Origin of the sequence: Pseudoalteromonas sp. SR44-5, assembly GCF_014163675.1 — a bacterium.
Lineage (GTDB): Bacteria > Pseudomonadota > Gammaproteobacteria > Enterobacterales > Alteromonadaceae > Pseudoalteromonas > Pseudoalteromonas rhizosphaerae.
On sequence record NZ_JACJDT010000032.1, the window covers coordinates 19454 to 38932 of the forward strand.

Sequence of the window (19479 nt, forward strand, 5' to 3'; positions counted from 1 at the left end):
TTTAATTTATTGCATCGCAACAGCAAGTTGATGATACAAACCGATACCGATAAGTACGTTAAATGGGAAAGTGATGCCTAGTGAACTGAGCATAGCCAGACCTATATCGGCTTTGGGGATTGCGGCTTTTATAGCGGCAGGCGCTGCAATATAAGATGCGCTGGCCACTAAACTCCCCAAGATAACGATTGAGCCTAACTCAAGCGCTAATAAAGTGCCGACACTGACTCCAATCGCGCCTAATATTAATGGACTGATTATAGCAAATAGTGTCAGTTTCCAGTGATGCCAAGGTATAGGGCGTAATGTTTGCGCTGCCGTTAAACCCATTTCGAGTAAAAATAATGCAAGCACGACTTTAAAACTATTGGTTAATAATCCAGTTACTTGGCTGCCTTGCTGTGTGCCATACATCATACCAATAACAACACCGCCTACGAGGAGAATAACGCTCTTATTGGTTAAGGTTTCATGCCAGAGTGCTTTAAGCGATAAGGTATTATCGGCACTATGTTGTTTATCAAGTCGTCGATAAATTAACAGCCCTACGATAATCGCGGGAAGCTCTAGCATCACTAAATACAGGGTTACTTCAGCACCTACTGCTAGCTGCGCCGATTCAGCATAAGCGAGGGCGACTGCAAATGTCCCCGCGCTTACGGAGCCATAATGGGCGGCGATACTTGCGCTGTTCGCTACCGAAAGTTTTATCACATATTTTAAAATAGGGTAGAGCATTAAAGGTATAAATGCGCCAAGCAGCATCACCGAGCCCATTTCTGGCAATAATTGCCAACTAAGATTGCCGTGTAATACCATGCCGCCTTTTAAGCCTATGGTCAGCATCAGCAGCAAACTTAAGGTCTCGTAAGTTGCTTTTGGAATAACGAGATCAGAACGTAAAATCCCCGCAACTAAACCCAAAACAAAAAACATTACAACAATATCTGGCACACCTTTCTCCTATTAATTTAAAGTTGCGCTATTGTAGATAAAATCATGCATTGTAAATAATAAAATGATTGGTAGTTGGTTATAGGTTATTATCTATGGGTTGATTAATACCAGAGGGGATGTGATAGCGATGGATTTAAGACATATTTCTTTTCGGCTGCTTGAAGTGTTTATGAGTGTAGTAAAAACCGGCTCGATCAGTGAAACCGCACGGCGTTTACACTTAACTCAGCCAACGGTGTCGCTGCAAATTAAACGTTTACAAGAGGCTGTAGATGAGCCGCTGGTGATTATGCAGCAACAAAAACTGCATGTCACAGAAGCCGGGCATGAGTTATTTAGGACTTGCCAACGAGTGTTTGGCCACTTTGATGATTACAACGATTTTTTAGCTGAACTCAAAGGGGGTGAGCGCGGGCGATGTAAAATCGCCATGGTGAATACCGCACAATATATTTTGCCAAAATTACTCGGGCCCTATAGTAATTTGCATCCTCATGTTGAGTTGCCTCTTGAGATTGGCAATAGAGCAGAGGTGTTAGCGCGCTTTGAACGCGGTGAAGATGATATTTATGTATTTAGCCATCCACCGTCACTTGAACATGCAAAAGCGGCACGGTTTTTAAAAAACCCGCTTGAGTTTATTGTGCCTACTGATCATCCATTAGCTAATCAACAACACGTTGCACTTTCTGAGCTAGTGAAATACCGCTTTTTATTAAGGGAGCCTGGCTCTGCAACCCGGATGTTATTTGAGAGCGAACTGCAAAGACGCGGTTTAGTACTGAGTAACAGCGTGCAAATGGCAAGTAATGAGGCTATTCGCGTTGCAGTATCATCAGGAATGGGAATTGGTGTGCTGTCTCGCCATGTGTTGCCAATAGGAGATCATGGCTTCAAAGTATTAACTGTAAGTGATGCAAGCTTAGCAAGTCATTGGTACTTTGTGATCCGCACTGATCGGCATATTGCTCATGCTGCGCGTAGTTTTTTAACATTTGCCCAAGACCACCTTGAACAATACTTAGATGGCCGATGGGTACGTAATGAATTGCATGGGCTGAATCTAAGTTTAGCTGATCAGCAAATTCGTTAGTTGAAAATTCAACCTAGTGAACGAATGATTTTACCGCATTAATTAATATCTGGCGTGGAGTCTCTTAAAACGAGAGTCGGCTGGAATACACGATTAATTGTAATGCCAGGGCGTTTGTAAATGTCTTTAAGTACAAGGTTAGCCGCCATTCTGCCCATCTCTGGGACTGGGTTATCTATGGTTGTTAGAGTTGGGTAAAGGTAATTGGTGAAAATCACGTTATCGTAGCCCATAATGGCGAGATCTTTCGGTAAATTAAAACCGTGTTCTCTGGCGAACTTCATCGCACCTGAGGCCATTTCATCATTGGCACAGACAATTGCGCTAAATTGCGCTTTATTTTCAATAAAATGTTTTAAGCCATCATTGCCGCCGGTTTCTTTAAAGTCGCCAATGTAAAAAAGGCTTTCATCAAAGGCTATATTGTATTCAGCAAGCGCTTTTTTATGTCCTACGAGTCGGTCTGACGCATCAACTTTAAATTGTGGACCCGCAATATAAGCAATATTTTTGTGACCTTTATTGATCATCGTTTTAGTGGCAAGATAACCGCCCAGAACGTTATCAAGACTAATACAGTTGTCTTTAATTTCCTCAACATAACGGCTCATTAAATAAATGGGGATTTTTCCCTTACTAAGTTCAATTAAATATTCGTCCGATACTATTTCCACATGGGCAATTATGGCATCACAGTTACGACTGATTAAAAATTCAAAGCCATTTTTCTCTTTGTCTTCGTCACTGTGCCCTGCGGTAATAATAACATGCTTACCTGCGGCACGAAGTTGCTGCTCTATCGCCGACATCATTTGGCCAAAGAATGGGCCGTCTAGTTCAGAGACTAAAACACCAACACTACTGGTACGACTCGATGCTAAAGAACGGGCAATAGAACTGGGTTGATAGCCAAGTTGCTGCATTGCTTCGAGCACTTTTTTCTTGGTTTTTTTACTTACATAATCATTGTCGTTCAGAACCCTTGATACCGTAGAGAGAGAGACACCTGCAAGTTCTGATACTTGATAAATTGTAGCCATTAATTTCCTAGCGTGATTATTCGCACTTTATAAAAACGTATTCATAATGAAATATAATTTACACATTACTGCGTCTAAAAGCCAAGTCTTCCGTGATTTTCTGCGTCATTGCGGGTGTCAACGGATAGATAAGCATCAAGGCGGCACCTAAAAAAGCAAATGCTGCGGGGATCCAACTCATTAATAGTTGCATGCCAGGTAATGATTGCGTAATGGTTGCTTCGTTCATGCCGTTATAGCCATAGCCTGCCAATACCACTAATACTAATGCCCCAGCGAAACCGCCGCCAGTTTTTTGCACAAACGTCCCTGCGGAATAAATTAAGCCCGTGGCGCGGCGTTTATTTTTCCACTCAGAATAATCGGCAGCATCCCCTAACATGCTAAAAAACAGGGTAGGCATCATGGCAGCAAAAAATTCAGCTGCACACCCAAAAGTAAATATGGCAACAATGTTGTCAGCAGGCACCCAATAAAATGCTGTGGTTAATAAGCCACTTAATATTAAAGAGATGATAAATAAATTACGTTTGCCTATTAGTTCGGCAAGTTTACCAGTGGCAAGAGCGCCGAGGATAGACACCACTAATAACGCAACGAAGTATTGGCCTGCCATCAGTTCGCTGCCAACCTGATATTTAAAGTAATAAGCAATTACACCATACTTTATACCGTTGAACATCATGGTCAAAAAGCCCATGCCTAATAAAATTAACCAAGGCTTGTTGGTGAGCAAATCAACCATATCACGTTGAGTTCCGGTGAGATTTTGATGATCTTTGTTGAGTAATTTTTTTATCACAACAGTCATCATAGTCATGATAAATGCAAAAAATAGCCCACTGTAGATTTCGCGATAATAAAAGAACAAGGTAGTTGCCAATAATGGCAGAATAATAAAGGGTAAGTTTTTAGTTAAATCTTTGAGCTCTGATTTTAAATTACCACTGGTTGTTTTGTGGGGTATTACCCGCTCTTTGGTGCTAACAAAAGTGATCACCATCAAAACAATTAGTAATGCTGCAAATAAGTACATGGTTAACTGATAACCTTTGGCGTTATCGCCATCGCCAAAATAAGCAACCAGTTCAGGTAAAAAGCCCATCACTAATAAACCGCCTGCAAAGGCTCCGGCAAAGCGAAAACTCGATAGTTTCGTGCGCTCGGTATCGTCTGGACTCATTACTCCCATTAATGCAGAGTAAGGCACGTTACTCACCGTATAAGCTAACGTTAAGCCTATGTAGGTAATGTAGGCGTAAATTAACTTGTTGGTGTCATTGAAATCAGGTGTGGTGAAACACAACACCATGAACAGTCCTAAAAAAGGAGCAGACCATAAAATCCACGGTCTAAATTTACCAAACCGAGTGGTGGTTCTGTCTGCAATCATTCCCATAATGATATCGGTTACACCATCGGATAACCTAACCACCAAAAATAACATAGCTGCGGCCGCAGCCGATATGCCAAATGTGTCAGTGTAAAATACTGCTAGGTAGGCAAGTGCACCTCGCCAAACCAAGTTGGCTCCGGCATCACCCATCGCATAACCGATTTTTTCGTATAAAGGAATTTTGTTCACTGTGTGTTTCTTATTGTTGTTTTTAAAGGAGCACTAGCTAAGTTTACCGGCTAGTAATTAAACTACTATACGCAAGGCCACTGGCTTTTACAGTACGTTGTTGAGTTTGATAATCAACATAAACGATACCAAATCGCTTTGAATAGCCTTCAGCCCATTCAAAGTTATCCATTAGGCTCCATGCAAAGTAGCCATGGATCACCACACCTTGTTCAGTTGCGTTATGCAATGCGTTTAAGTGTTGCTGATAGTAAGCTATGCGATCTGAATCGTTAACTTTACCATCTATCATCTTGTCGGCCATTGCTGCGCCATTTTCAGTAATATAAATCGGTGGTAGGGTATATTTCTCATTTAACGATACTAATAATTCAGTAAGTGCTTGCGGGTAAATTTCCCAACCAATATCAGTTAATAGGCCTTGATGTGGGCGCTCGTCATAAAAATCATCAGCGCTTGCTTGGTAATGTAAACGCGTATAAAAATTAACGCCAAGGTAATCTAATGGCTGCGCAATAATTTCCATATCACCGGGGTGAATATCTGGACGCTGCTCTGCTGGAAGTTGCTCAATAATATCTGGGTATTTGCCAGTCATTACAGGGCGCATATACCAATGGTTAATATAATCATCAGCAAAGGCTGTGGCTTTAAGATCTGCGTCACTTTGTGTTACCGGGTAACAGGGAGTAAAGTTGAGTACGATACCATTAAGTGTCTGTGGGCTATTTTTAGCCAGCATTTGCATCGCTAAACCATGACCTAATAATAAGTGATGGGCAGCTTTTCGGCCAAATTCCCGACCGACAATACCTGGGGCATGCACACCAATTTCATACCCTAAATAAGAGCTGCAAAAAGGTTCATTTAAGGTTGAATATGAATAAACACGATCACCAAACGCTTTGCTAATAAGATCTGTGTAGTGAGCAAATTCATAGGCGGTATTACGATTTAACCAGCCGCCTTGATCTTCTAAATACTGCGGTAGATCCCAGTGATATAAAGTGACAAATACCTTGATGTTGCGGCGTTTAAGTTCATCTAGAAGATCAGTATAAAATTTCACACCTAATGGGTTTAAACTACCATCTTGCTGCATCACGCGTGGCCAAGAAATTGATAAACGATAGGCATCGACGCCCAAAGAATCTATTAACTCAATATCTTGAGGCCAACGAGTGTAGTGTTCACAGGCGATTAGACCATTTGAGTTATCGGCAATTTTATCGTCTTGAGCACAAAAGGTGTCCCAAATACATGGCAGACGATCTGCTGCACCACCTTCAATTTGAAATGAAGCAGTTGCTACGCCAAAAGTGAAGTCTTTGCTCAGTAGCGGCGAGTGTTTAGGTAAAGATAATTGTTTCATTAATAGAAAACCTCTGCTTTCTTTTTAAAGTCCGTGATGCTGTTATTTTTAGCTTTTAAAGCTAACATACCTGAAAGCGCTTCCATATTTAATTTGATTAATGCCAATAGATGGTATTTAATGACTTTAAGGAAGCGCTTCCATATTTAGGTTAGTGACTATTTCTTAACAGGTCAACAGTTAAATTTTAATTTCAATGATGACAAAAAATAGTTCTACCGTTGCTTAGATGAATAAACCGCTTGGTCTCGCTTTTGTAATACAGCAGGTACTTAGAGTCTTTTAAGCAGCAATGAGTTGATAATAGATAGGTATATAAAAATGAAAACACACTTACACACAGCTAAGTTACCTACACTAAGTTTGTTAGCTGGATTAGTTACTCTGGCTGGTTGTTCAGCAAGCGAAAGTAAAGATACGTCTCAAAATAATAGAGCTGTTGAACAAACGCAGCAGCAACAATTGCTAGCTATTTGGCCAAAGCTGAATAATGTGGTTCGAGCTGATCCGCAAATTGAGTCTAAGATTGCTCAGTACTTGCAGACGATGACATTAGAGCAAAAAGTGGCGCAGATGATTCAACCTGAGATCCGCGATATAACGACTGATGATATGCGTAAATATGGTTTTGGCTCGTATTTAAATGGCGGAGGCTCATTTCCGAACGCGAATAAACATGCCACACCACAAGATTGGATTGCACTTGCTGAACAGATGTATCAAGCATCGGTTGACGATTCTCTTGATGGCATCGATATTCCTACCATGTGGGGCACCGATGCTGTACATGGTCATAATAACGTGATTGGTGCAACGTTATTTCCACATAACATTGGCTTAGGCGCAGCAAATAATCCCGCTTTAATAGAAAAAATAGCCGCTGCGACGGCAATCGAAGTGATGGTTACTGGTATTGATTGGGTATTTGCGCCGACTGTTGCTGTTGTACGTGATGACCGCTGGGGTCGAACTTATGAAGGGTATTCTGAAGATCCAGAGATTGTCCGCCGGTACTCAGTTGCCATTGTTAACGGCTTGCAAGGCCATGCAGATGGTGATTTTTTAAGTCATAAGCGGGTGATTAGCACAGTTAAACACTTTTTAGGTGATGGCGGTACCGTCGATGGTGACGATCAAGGTAACAATATCGATTCAGAGCAAACCTTGTTTGATACTCATGCTCAAGGCTACATTGGTGGTTTGTCGGCTGGTAGTCAATCTGTTATGGCGTCGTTTAATAGCTGGCATGGTAAGAAAAATCATGGCAATAAATACCTGCTTACCGATGTACTGAAAACGAAAATGGGCTTTGATGGCTTTGTTGTTGGTGATTGGAATGGCCACGGACAAGTTGTAGGTTGTAGTAACGAAAGCTGCCCACAGGCTGTAAACGCGGGGCTTGATATTTTTATGGTTCCTACGGGGGCGTGGAAACCACTTTATGAAAATACGATAGCGCAAGTGAAAGCCGGTGAAATTGCCATGAGCCGAATTGACGATGCTGTTGCGCGTATTTTAAGAGTCAAACTAAGAGCGGGTTTATTTGATAAACCGAGCCCTGCAAAACGTCAGTTCTCAGGTAAAACGCAGTTAATTGGCGCGCAAGCGCACCGCGATATTGCGCGACAAGCTGTGCGTGGATCACTGGTGTTATTAAAAAACAACAACAATACTTTGCCGATAGCGGCTAATTCACGAGTATTAATTGCCGGAGATGGCGCAGTTAATATTGCTAAGCAAGCGGGGGGCTGGAGTATTACTTGGCAAGGCACCAATAACGAAAATACCGATTTCCCTGGTGCTACGTCAATCTTTGCGGGTTTAAAAGCGCAGATCACGGCCGCAGGTGGAGAGGCCATTTTAAGTCCTGATGGACACTTTACACAAAAACCTGATGTGGCGATTGTGGTGTTTGGAGAAGAACCTTATGCAGAAGGCCACGGTGACAGGGATAATCTTGAGTTTGAGCGTAATAATAAAAAGTCGTTAGCGTTATTAAAACAGCTTAAATCAAAAGGCGTGCCGGTCGTATCGGTATTCATTTCAGGTCGACCAATGTGGGTTAACGCTGAGTTAAATGCCTCTGATGCGTTTGTCGCCGCATGGCTACCGGGTACAGAAGGACAAGGTGTGGCCGATGTATTATTAACTGACGCAGGAGGTGATATTCAGCATGACTTTACTGGTAAATTGTCGTTTTCATGGCCAAAATCACCACTGCAAACCGCAGTAAATAAAGATGATATAGACTATTCGCCACTATTTCCTTATGGCTTTGGTTTAACCTATACAGATAAAAATACCCTGGCAGATAATTTAAATGAAGACTCAGGTGTTGATATAGCTAGTTTGCCTAATATGGCTATTTTTAATGGCGTGCTGACTGATCCATGGCGATTGTTTTTAAAGTCAGCACAGCAGCAAGTTCAAGTAGCTAGCAATAGCGTTGAATTAGCAGGTATTAGTTATCGTACTGAAGATAAAAATATTCAAGAAGATGCAATGGCATTTGTATTTACAGGTATAGGCCTTACTACAGCCGAAATCAATAGTAACTTCACTGAAGATAAAGTGGCTTATATCGAAGCAAACTCAGCGCTGAGTTTTGATTACAAGATAAATAGCGAATTTTCTGCTCCATTATTTGTTGCTATGAGTTGCGAGCATGGTTGTGGTGGACGTGTTGATATCAGCGCAGAACTCAAAAAGGCTACATTAAATAGATGGCAAACACTCAGCATAGACTTAACCTGCTTTACTGAGCAAGGCGTTGATTTTTCAAGAGTGATTAGCCCATTTTCATTACAGAGCACGGGTAACGGTTCGGTTTCTGTGGCGAATATCAACTTTGTGCCAGAGGGAGCAAAACAGGCAACAATTATCTGCCCAGATAGTTAACTTAGTCTTTGATTTTGTTTTGTTGTGCAAAGCCCTTTACGTGATTAAAGGGCTTTTTATGCTCACTCAGATTACTCCGCAGAACAATATTGTTGTAAGAACGCTTTATATGTTGGCAATTGTGCCACGCGTTGAGTAATTTGCTGTTTGATACTGATCAGAAAGTGGCTTAACTCATCATCACTCATCAGGCTTGCAATTAAATGGTATTGTTTGGGTTTGATACCTTGACCCAACATTACTTGCACCCATGAGTCGACTCTAAAAATATCGCCGTCATCTAAAAATACCCGCCCAGTTTCTTTGAATAAACTAATTTTATGAACAAGGGTATCAGGCACTTCCATATTTTTACAATGACGCCAAAATTCGCTATCAGTGCGATCAGTGACTTTATAATGCAAGACAATAAAATCACGAATATTTTCAATCTCACTTTTTAGCTGTTTGTTGTATTCGTGGATTGCTTGTTCGGTAATACCATCAAATGGAAATAGCCGGATAAAGCGAATAATGCCCGACATAATTAAATGAATACTGGTAGATTCAAGTGGTTCAACAAAGCCACTGGCAAGCCCCAGAGCAAGGCAGTTTTTATTCCAGCCTTTGCGGCGGCGGCCAGTTTTAAATTTAATTACTCTGGGTTCAGTGAGAGTTTCACCTTGAATATTACTGAGTAAAAGCTGCTTTGCATCAGTATCGTTTAAATAACGGCTACAATACACTAGACCATTACCTACGCGCTGTTGCAGAGGAATTTGCCACTGCCAGCCTGCATCATGTGCTATTGAGCGGGTATAAGGCACTATATCATCGCTAATGGCTCTAGTTTGTACTGCAATTGCGCTATCGCACGGCAGTAAGTGTGACCAATCTTCATAGCCGGTATGCAAAGCCTGTTCAATAAGTAGTCCATTAAAGCCGGTACAATCAATAAAAAAATCACCATTTACGATACTTTCATCTGCAAGAGTTAGGCTGTTTATGAAGCCCGAAGTGGCGCATTTATTAACGTGGATTATTTTTCCCTCTAGACGTTTAACCCCTAGTTGTTCTGAAAATTCACGTAGGAATAATGCATAACGACTCGCATCCATATGAAATGCATAATTAATTGGATTTTGCTGATTAAAAGCACACTTACCTTGTTTAGCTGCTTGCAGTTCATAACAGTAATCACCAAACTCGGATTCAAGTCCTAATGTTAAGCTGTGTAGCCAAAAATGATGAAATTCACCTGCCCAGCATTCTTTGCCCGTCATGCCAAATGAGTGAATATAATCGGTGTTTTTTTCGCCCCAGTTTTCAAAACTGATCCCTAATTTAAAGCTTGCTTGGGTAGCTTTCATAAATGCTTGCTCATTTATGCCAAGTAATTTATGAAAAGTGCGGATCGGTGGAATAGTAGCTTCACCAACACCAACCGTAGCAATGTCGTCGGATTCGATAAGGGTGACATTGATATTTTTACCAACGAGTTTACTGAATGCAGCCGCAGCCATCCAACCAGCTGTACCACCGCCAGCGATCACCACATTTTTTATAGGTTTGTTGTGTGTCATTGTCAGGTTAAGCCTTATTGTTTAAAAGTTGATTTAATAATGCGCGATTTGTTGGTAACCCTTGTAAGTATTTGGCAATTTTTTCACGGTTTTGCTGATAAAAATACTGCCCAGCTTTAGAGTTATTAAAGGTATTTTCTGCTGTTGTATTTTGCGTGTGAAAGCCCATTCCATACAATACATATTGATAGCTGGCAGAGGGGAATACCTCTTCGTTTTCAATTAAATCAAACCTGCTTGGTGGTTGATATTGCCAAAGTGCCAGCAATTCATTCAAACGAGTAGGAATGCTCGATGGTTTTTTTATATCACGCCAGTATTGACTATCATCACGTTCACTTAATATGTAATGTAACTTTAAAAAGTCGATTACTCGCTGCCAGCGATAACTAAAGCGCTGATTAAATCGTTTAGCCAGCAAGTCCATATGAGTACGGTTTTGCGGCATTTGTTCGCTTAACATGCTGATTGAAAGCTCCACCATCGCCAGTGCTGATGCTTCAAGTGGCTCTATAAAACCTTGCGACATACCAACAGCAACACAGTTTTTTACCCAAAACTGTGTGCGGTAACCAGGAAGAAAACTCAGCTTGCGAGTTTGTATTTGCTCGGCGACTTGTTCACCAACAGATAGCGCAGCATAGCTCTTTAACGTGTTCACAGCGGTTTGTTCATCGCAGTATTTATCGCTATAGGTATAACCGATACCACGACGACTCGGTAGACCAATATCCCAGATCCAACCATGTGGCTGCGCCGTTGATAAAGTGGCTGAGGCGATCTCTTGTTGATTATCGTTATAAGGGAGATGTGCAGCGATAGCGCTATTATTAAAAAGAATATGATCTTGTGTGATAAGCGTTGCGCCATAGTGCTCACCAATCAAACGCGCCCGAGCACCGGTACAATCAATGAATAAGTCGCCGTCTATGTCACCGTGCTTTATGGTGGTGAGTGAATGAATATAATCGTCATGACTATTTTTTACTTCGATGACGTCATCAATAATATGATGCACATTGAGTTTTTCTACGCAGTGGTGTTTTAAAAATGTGGCAAACTTACCGGCATCAAGATGATAGCCGTAATTAGTGACCGCCGCGTATTCTGGTGTGTGTAACTGCTTAGGTGCAAGTGCTGCTTGGCAAACAAAGCTTTGCATATTAACGGCGTCGGCATATTTTTGAGTGCTTGCATGATGTTGCCAGTAAGCGTGTAAATCGGTTTCTAAATAGCCTTCGGGAGTCATAAACGGATGATAGTAGTTTTCGCCTATATTTATGTTACGCCAGTTTATGAATTTTGAACCTTGCTTAAATGAAGCATCGCAGTGACGTATAAAATCTATTTCTTCGATACCAATTCGCTTGAGCGTATTGCGCATAGACGGCCAAGTGCCTTCGCCTACACCTGAAATAGCAATGTTTGCAGACTCTATTAAGGTAACCTTTTGTTTAGGGTGTTCAGCGGCTAATAGCCCTGCACTTAGCCAACCTGCTGCGCCACCACCTAATACCACAATGTGTTGTATTTTATTATTCATTGTGTGCTCTGTTGTTTTAATAAAATTGCTATTAACCTGCAACGCAAAAAGCCGCTAACAACTAGCGGCTTAATACTCATGGCGTTAATGAGTCAATAACCCTTGCTTAGAAGTTATAACGCATACCAATATTATAGCGTGCACCATTTTGTTCTAAATTCCATAACTGTGCTTCATACCGGCCATGTTGGCGCATATTTTGTTCAGTAATGTTAAGCCCTTCGACAAAGAACGACATTTGTTCACTGTAGTTGTAAGCAATATTAAAATCAATTTGGTAATACTCTTCTGTAAAGCCCGGTTCGTTAACGTAACGGGCAGCACTGTTTAAGAATTTATCACGCCAGTTATAGGCGATACGCGCCTGAAACTTATCGTTTTCGTACATGGCTATAAAGTTAGCTGTGTCGCTTAAGCCAACAAGGGCAAATTGTGTGACGGTTGGATCAGCGGCTACATTATAATCAATATCACCATTTACTATGGTGTAGTTAGCTTGTAAGCCAAAACCCGTGTCGCCAAAGAAGTGTTGTACGGCAAATTCATAACCATCAATTTTGGCATCTTTACTGTTGGTTGGTACTTGTGCCGTAAAGTCCATCAGTGGGTCATCACTGTTTGGTAGAACGTCGTAAGCGGCTTCAAATTCTTCATAGCTCATCGAGTCAAATGCTACACCATTTTCCATTGCAGCGACCATTTGGAATAAATTTGAATCAGTAAACGCAAGACCTTGTGCCTCAAGCTCTGCTTTGGCTGCTTGTGCTCTTGGACCCGCAGATGCATCGCGTAAGCCGTAGTAGTTTTGAGTCATTGGTGATAGACCAATAAAATTATCTACTTTTTTATTAAAGTAACCAATCGACACATAACTTAGATCAGTGAAGTACCACTCAGCAGATACATCAAAATTATTCGATTCAAGTGGGACAAGGCTAGGGTTACCAGTTGCTGCTGGTGCATTAGTGGTGCCTGGAATGATCGAAGGGCCGGTAGGTACACCTACCGTTGCCGCAGAACTTAAATTGTCGTAAGTAGGGCGGGCAATAGTGGTACTGTAAGAGGCGCGAAGAGTCACATCCTCAATAACGTTAATGTTAAAATCTAAGCTAGGTAAAAAATGGTTATAGCTTGAGCTCAAGGAATAGTCATCTTTATTGGTGCCGTAACGCACATTAAAGTCGTTGTTACCTTCCCATGCAACTGCATCAGGTAAATCAATATTAGCAGTTGAGGTAATATCGGTTGTTTCATAGCGCGCACCAATCACAAGGTTAAATACCATACCATTGATTTCGTTACTGTAATTATATTGTACAAATGCCGCTTGAATATCTTCTTCAATAGTGCGATTTGTTGCAAAGGCGCCATCAGCCGCAAAATTGAACCCGTATTGATCTGCCGCCCAGTAACCAATCTGTGAAGCACTACCGGTAAAGCCTTGATCAAACGAACCACTGGTATCGTAATCATCAAATTCGGCTAAAAAATTAGTTGGATCTAAATAGCCATCGGGTAGTTCACCAGGGTTTTCAATGCCCCAGTTACCCATTGTATTACGTGTTAGCGATTGTAAAGAGTGACTTTCCATTGAGCGTGACTCAATACCAAAGTCGATACTGCCGTTGTCTATGAGATAACTACCGTGTAGTCGAAATTCATCAACGGTTGATTCTTGACTTGCAAAGTTTGCATCTAAAATTGAGCTACCTACATCAGCTTGATCAAGCGCTCCTGAGCAGTTTAGATTTGTGCGACTACAGTCATCGAAATCTATTACCATAGAGGGTAAGTCACGGCTAAAGTCAACTTGTTGTGCGGCCACGACATTGGCACCTAAGCCTGCATTTATCCAACTACCATAAGGCGCATCGGGTTTGCTGGTGGCTTTTGAGCTGTGGGCATCAAACGTAAAGTTCAGTTGATCACTAAAGTAGTATTGAAGGTTTAAACCGATTGAATTATTTTCGTTTACTTGATTTTGCTCTTGTAATGCTAAGCCTAAGTCGCGAGTGGATAAGTCGCGGCGTTCTTCACGGTAATAAATAGGTGTTTTAACAGCATTGTCATCAAATGTTAAATGGGTTTTATAGTTGTCCATCCAAATTGATTGCTCTGCACGGGCTTCAAATAACTCTTGCTGTGAGTAAGTATAATCAAGTGTTGCGGTAAACGAGTCAATAGGGCTGTATTGCAATGTTAATTGAGCATTAGTACGAGTTCGCTCACGATCTGCAATGGTGTAGCGCAAGTCTGATGGCATTGAATAATACTGGCCCATCGCAGGAGCATTTTCTAATACAATGTCATCTGCTGCTTGAGGGATGGTGCCATCATATTCTGTGGTGCGCCATTCGCCAACAAATGCCCCGGTTGCTGAACTATCACGCTGTTGCATACTTGCTGTGAGTGAAGCACCAAATTTAGCATCTTCATCTGTCCAGCTAAAGATCCCTGAAATTTCTGGAGTAACATCATCGCCGACACGGTTAGTTGTATCGTGCTGTGCTTTAACACCAATATTGGCAACTAGGCCAGGGTTATCAAGCGGACGAGCAGTATTGATATTAATGGTTGCACCAATGCCACCAGATGCGATGCTTGCTTTACCTGTTTTATATACTTCCACTGATTTCACACTTTCTGAGGCAAGATTAGCAAAATCATAGGCTCGAGAGTTTGGAGCACCACCACCAGCAGGAAGAGAGGCCGCAGGCATTGTACGTCCGTTTAATGTCACCATATTATAATCTGGACCAAAACCACGCACCGTCACTTTAGAACCTTCACCATTGCTGCGGTCAATTGAAACACCGGTAATGCGTTGCAGCGATTCAGCTAAATTAGTGTCTGGAAATTTACCAATGTCTTCTGCAGAAATGGCATCAACAACCCCAGAAGAGTAACGCTTAAGCTGAGTTGATTCTTTGATACTGCCTTTAAAACCGGTGACTTGAATCACTTCTAATTCACTTTGTTGTTCAACCTCGGCGGCAAACGTAGACATAGTGGTTGCGGCACCTAAAATCAAAGATAAGCTGGTGGCTAACTTTGTTTTCATTAAAATATGCTTGGACATTAGACTTCCCTCGTACTGTTATCATTATTATTTACTCGCCACAAAAATGCGGCGGTATCACTGTGTGTGGAAGCGCTTCCATAGCGGCTTGTATTAATTTCTGTGGAAGCGCTTCCAGAAAGGCTAGTGTAATTTTTATGTTGCGTCAACAACTGTGTTTAATTTATTGCAGCTAAAATGTATTAAATTTGTTTATTTGGATGTGGTGTTTATTGTTTTATATATAATTATCGGTCAATTATTTTTTATTTTCATCTTTGTAACTTTATTAGGTAAATGAGTGTTCGCATGGTTTTTATGCCCATAAATATGAAAACAACTGAACTTAAACGGGAGGCTAATTGAATGATGGAGTAGCAATTAGCATAAGTAAAAAGTACCTTATTGTTATTATCTAATTGCGGTTGGTATATTTATAACGTATTGTTTGTTATCAATTAACATGGAATATATCGTACTTCCCGAGATTAAGTAAGAGTCGTTATGTTGTTAACTCACGTCAGAAATACCCACATAAAAGAAATCATGTCATGGTTTTTAAATGAAGAAGAAGTTCATGCATGGGCTGGGCCTAATTTTAGATACCCGTACGATTTTAATTCTTTCAAAAAGGGTTTAAAACTTGATGAAATAAACTCATTTGTATTGCTTGCTGATGATAATACGCTAATGGCTTTTGGTCAGTTTTATTTACGTATTGGTCGTTGTCATCTAGGTAGGTTAGTGGTTAACCCTGAGTATCGTGGTGGTGGCATTGTAGCAACACTAATTACGCAGCTCAGTGAACTAGGTCAATTAACTTTAGCTACGCAAACATGTTCTTTATTTGTATTAGCTCATAACAAAAGTGCGATTAAAGCGTATAAAAAACTTGGCTTTGTGCTTGCTGATTACCCAGAGCCAATACCACTTGCTAATTGTTTGTATATGACAAAGACACCAGGCTAAGTTTAATCAGTGGTTATACTCAGTGGACTCAGTGCTTAAAAAATTACAATTCAGTTCGGTTACATAACACCGTTGGCAACATGGTCGGTTTGTTGATCACTAATAACCACTTGATCTCGGCCTTTTGCTTTAGCGATATATAAGCGTTTATCGGCTTGATCTAACAGTGTTTTAATTGAAGCATTGGCATCATAACTACTGCTAATTCCCACACTTACTGATAAATTAATAGTGTTTCCTTTAAAACGTAAGCTATGCCCTCTAATTGCATCACAGAGTTTTTGAGCAGTTACCTGAGCTTGATTAAGAGATTGATCAGGGAGTAATAAAGCAAACTCTTCACCACCAATTCGCGCAGCAATATCGTTATCATTTAGCTGTGCCATGATATGTTGCGCGATCCATTTAATAGCGGTATCACCTGTGCTGTGACCATATTTATCATTAACACTTTTGAAGTAATCAATATCGATCATAACTATCGAAAATGATTGCTGATATGCAACGCCTTGTTTGAGGAGTTTTTCACCTTGCATAAAAAAACCACGTCGATTTAAGAGGCGGGTGAGCACATCGTGATTGACTAGTCGCTGAAGGTTTTCTTCAATATTTACAAATAATAAAAACGGCAATACCAAAGCTGTAGCAGTCGCTAGAATGACATGGCTTACTAAAATTATTTGTAGCCAAAGACTATAATCAGTTGCAGAATTACTAACCAAAGGAGCTAATAACATAAATGCTTGTATATACATGATCAAACAATGGCTAATAAAACAGCCGGACAAGATTTTTTGTTGCATTGGTGCTACGCATTTCATCTTATGAACTAAACATGCGCCGTAAATAAAGAGTGTTGCAATAACAATACTTGTCACCAATTGGCCTGCTGTAATAGCATAGATTGGTAGTAACACAATTGCACTGACAATCACTAAGGTTAAAAAGTGCCGGTTAGTATTTTTAGTGAGGTTAGTTACTTTCTGCAAACCAATAAGAGCGAGTATAGGACTAATTATGATGCACATATCAGCCAGATAGTGCGTAATAAAAGGGTTATCGAGCACTATTCGCAGGCATGCTAAAATTTGCGCGGCCACAAATACCATACACGACCCGCCTAAGTATAAATAACAGGGTTGTTTTTTATAATTATAAACGGTAAAAAAAAGCCGCCGATCAGGACATTCAAAAGTAATGATGTGCTCATCACAGTAGGTAAATGTAGCATTATGAATCTGCCTTGTTTAATCGAGCTGCTTTAGCCACTGTTGTTATAATTATTATGTATTAGTATTTAAATAGCAAGGTAGTATTAAATTGCTGCATTTATTGTAATAGGTTTGTAAGTGCACTGTCTAATTTTTTATAACGAAAGCAATAGTTGCTATCAAGTGCTTTAGTTGGTTGTACATATTGTCCGTAAAGCAGCAAATCTGCCATTTCACCCATTACTAATTTTAGTACCCATGCAGGCATAGTTATTTTTGCTGGTCGATTTAATACCTTACCTAAACTTTGACTAAATTCGCTATTTGATACAGGTGTTGGAGCGGTCATATTAATTGCGCCGCTGAGTTGCACGTTATTGATAATATGTATAATTAAATTAATCATATCCTCGATATGTATCCATGACATGCCTTGCTGGCCATCAGCAATAGGACCACCTAGTGCTAATTTAAATGGTGGTAACATTTTGGCTAATGCACCACCATTGTTAGCTAAAACGATACCGGTACGTAATAAACATACTCGAGTATTGACTGATTCTGCTTGCAGGGCGGCTTGTTCCCAATCATGGCATAGTTGATGACTAAATTCAGGGGTCACATCAACAAAGCTTTCGTCAATTACGGTGGTTGATTGGCGACCGTAAAATCCGACCGCACTGCCTGATATAAAAGTATGCGGCGGTGTATCGCATTGGTTAATTGCAGCGCTAATTTGTTGAGTGAGCGAAATACGGCTGTCTCGCAGTATTTGTTTTTGTTTGTCGCTCCAGCGTTTATTTACGATGGGTTCACCGGCTAAATTAATAATGCAATCGAGATTATTAAAATCAACCTCTTCAAGGGAGTCAGTCGCATGAATATTCTCACCTAACAGTTTTGTCGCATTTGCAGGATTGCGGGTGAGTACTGTCAATTGATGGTCTTTGTTCAGCTCAGGGCACAAATGAAGACCGATCAGGCCTGTTGCGCCAGTTATTAAGATATGCATAGCAATATAAAACTCTTTTAGTAATTATTTATTGGTTATACGTAGGGTAGGCTGCTTTGATCACTTTGCAAATATTTCATTCTACAGACTTTTCACATACACTAGCTGCAGTTTATATTTTAAAGGATTGTAGTTTGGCTAGTTTAACTGGGGTAAACAAAAGTTTAGTTATCTTTGCAGCGTTGGTGGTTGCTTTAGCCGGTATTAAAGCGGCAAGTGTAATTGTCATTCCGTTTGTACTTGCAGCATTTATTGCCATTATTTGTAGTCCTTTATTAAGTTTTTTTGGTCGTTACAAAATACCTAAAGGCATCGCGATTATGTTAGTGATGTTGATGGTGGTTGGCTTAGGGGTTAGCCTTGCCAGCTTAGTCGGGCAATCATTGACTGACTTTTCACAGCATTTACCTGAATATAAAAGTAAGTTACAGGATGAGTTTATTTGGTTGGTTGATGTTGCTGCCAAGTACAATATTTTGCTCAATAAAGAGCAAGTCATATCAATGTTCGACCCGGGAAAAATGATTGATGTTGCCACCGGTATGCTGACTGGCTTAGGTGGTGTGATGGCAAATTTGTTCTTAATTATTTTAACTGTGGTATTTATGCTTTTTGAAGGGCCTATGCTTAGTCATAAAATTCATATGGCATTAGACGATCCTGATATGAAAATGCAGCAAATAGACCGTTTTTTAAATTCTATTAATTCTTATTTAGCGATCAAAACAGTGGTGAGTGTTGGTACTGGTGTATTAGCCGGGCTACTACTGTGGATCTTAAATGTTGACTACTTCGTGTTATGGGGAGTAATGGCATTTATGTTTAATTACATCCCTAATATTGGCTCTATTATTGCCGCTATCCCAGCTGTTTTATTAGCTTTGATCACACAAGGCCCATTGGTCGCAGGGATCGTAGGTGCAGGTTATTTAACTATTAATACCGTGATGGGTAATATAGTCGAACCAAAGTACATGGGCAAAGGTTTAGGGTTGTCGACCTTAGTGGTATTTTTATCATTGATCTTTTGGGGCTGGCTGATTGGCACTGTAGGTATGTTGTTATCGGTGCCACTGACGATGATTGTTAAAATTGCCCTAGAAACCAGTGATGAAGGACGTTGGTTAGCGACTCTTTTGGGTAATGGTGAAGAAATCGAGTCACCGTCTAAATAGCCAC

The 19479-nt window shown here is 40.6% G+C and carries 13 protein-coding genes; 4 read left to right on the plus strand and 9 right to left on the minus strand.

Annotation, left to right across the window (positions count from 1 at the left end; genetic code table 11):
* Nucleotides 1-6: 6 nt before the first annotated feature.
* Nucleotides 7-954 (minus strand): sodium-dependent bicarbonate transport family permease, encoded by a 948-nt coding sequence (locus tag H5154_RS15685; protein ID WP_182718891.1) that lies wholly within the window; start codon nucleotides 952-954, stop codon nucleotides 7-9.
* A gap of 130 nt (nucleotides 955-1084) precedes the next feature.
* Between H5154_RS15685 and H5154_RS15690 the strand changes: the two genes are divergently transcribed.
* Complete coding sequence (locus H5154_RS15690) at nucleotides 1085-2050, plus strand: LysR family transcriptional regulator (protein ID WP_182718892.1); 966 nt, start codon at nucleotides 1085-1087, stop codon at nucleotides 2048-2050.
* A 38-nt stretch (nucleotides 2051-2088) separates the two neighbouring features.
* Here the strand turns inward: H5154_RS15690 and H5154_RS15695 are convergent, their stop codons facing one another.
* Genes H5154_RS15695 through H5154_RS15705 form a run of 3 tightly spaced genes read right to left on the minus strand, consistent with a single transcriptional unit; the run spans nucleotide 2089 to nucleotide 6047 of the window.
* Entirely contained in the window at nucleotides 2089-3090 is a 1002-nt protein-coding gene (locus H5154_RS15695; protein ID WP_145233053.1) for a LacI family DNA-binding transcriptional regulator, read from the minus strand.
* Between the two features lie 58 nt (nucleotides 3091-3148).
* The gene (locus tag H5154_RS15700; protein ID WP_182718893.1) at nucleotides 3149-4675 is read right to left on the minus strand and encodes an MFS transporter; all 1527 of its coding nucleotides are present in this window, start codon (nucleotides 4673-4675) and stop codon (nucleotides 3149-3151) included.
* 43 nt (nucleotides 4676-4718) lie between these two features.
* A complete protein-coding gene (locus H5154_RS15705) occupies nucleotides 4719-6047 on the minus strand; it encodes a GH1 family beta-glucosidase (protein ID WP_182718894.1) in 1329 nt (442 codons plus the stop codon).
* A 321-nt stretch (nucleotides 6048-6368) separates the two neighbouring features.
* Here H5154_RS15705 and H5154_RS15710 point away from each other — a divergent pair, with 321 nt between their 5' ends.
* Nucleotides 6369-8945, plus strand: a complete 2577-nt coding sequence (locus H5154_RS15710) for an exo 1,3/1,4-beta-D-glucan glucohydrolase (protein WP_182718895.1) — start codon at nucleotides 6369-6371, stop codon at nucleotides 8943-8945.
* Nucleotides 8946-9016: 71 nt separating this feature from the next.
* On the opposite strand, the gene H5154_RS15715 is transcribed toward H5154_RS15710, so the two are convergent.
* The 3 genes from H5154_RS15715 to H5154_RS15725 form a co-directional block, all read right to left on the minus strand.
* Nucleotides 9017-10507, minus strand: a complete 1491-nt coding sequence (locus H5154_RS15715; RefSeq protein WP_182718896.1) for a tryptophan halogenase family protein — start codon at nucleotides 10505-10507, stop codon at nucleotides 9017-9019.
* 7 nt (nucleotides 10508-10514) lie between these two features.
* Complete coding sequence (locus tag H5154_RS15720; RefSeq protein WP_182718897.1) at nucleotides 10515-12050, minus strand: tryptophan halogenase family protein; 1536 nt, start codon at nucleotides 12048-12050, stop codon at nucleotides 10515-10517.
* A 106-nt stretch (nucleotides 12051-12156) separates the two neighbouring features.
* Entirely contained in the window at nucleotides 12157-15129 is a 2973-nt protein-coding gene (locus tag H5154_RS15725; RefSeq protein WP_149980989.1) for a TonB-dependent receptor, read from the minus strand.
* Between the two features lie 483 nt (nucleotides 15130-15612).
* Between H5154_RS15725 and H5154_RS15730 the strand changes: the two genes are divergently transcribed.
* Complete coding sequence (locus H5154_RS15730) at nucleotides 15613-16077, plus strand: N-acetyltransferase (protein ID WP_259398525.1); 465 nt, start codon at nucleotides 15613-15615, stop codon at nucleotides 16075-16077.
* A 59-nt stretch (nucleotides 16078-16136) separates the two neighbouring features.
* On the opposite strand, the gene H5154_RS15735 is transcribed toward H5154_RS15730, so the two are convergent.
* Both H5154_RS15735 and H5154_RS15740 read right to left on the minus strand, forming a co-directional pair.
* Entirely contained in the window at nucleotides 16137-17186 is a 1050-nt protein-coding gene (locus H5154_RS15735) for a GGDEF domain-containing protein (RefSeq protein ID WP_182718898.1), read from the minus strand.
* A 220-nt stretch (nucleotides 17187-17406) separates the two neighbouring features.
* Nucleotides 17407-18300, minus strand: a complete 894-nt coding sequence (locus H5154_RS15740; protein WP_182718899.1) for a TIGR01777 family oxidoreductase — start codon at nucleotides 18298-18300, stop codon at nucleotides 17407-17409.
* Nucleotides 18301-18434: 134 nt separating this feature from the next.
* Here H5154_RS15740 and H5154_RS15745 point away from each other — a divergent pair, with 134 nt between their 5' ends.
* Nucleotides 18435-19475, plus strand: coding sequence for an AI-2E family transporter (locus tag H5154_RS15745; RefSeq protein WP_149980992.1), 1041 nt, complete (start codon nucleotides 18435-18437; stop codon nucleotides 19473-19475).
* Nucleotides 19476-19479 lie beyond the last annotated feature (4 nt).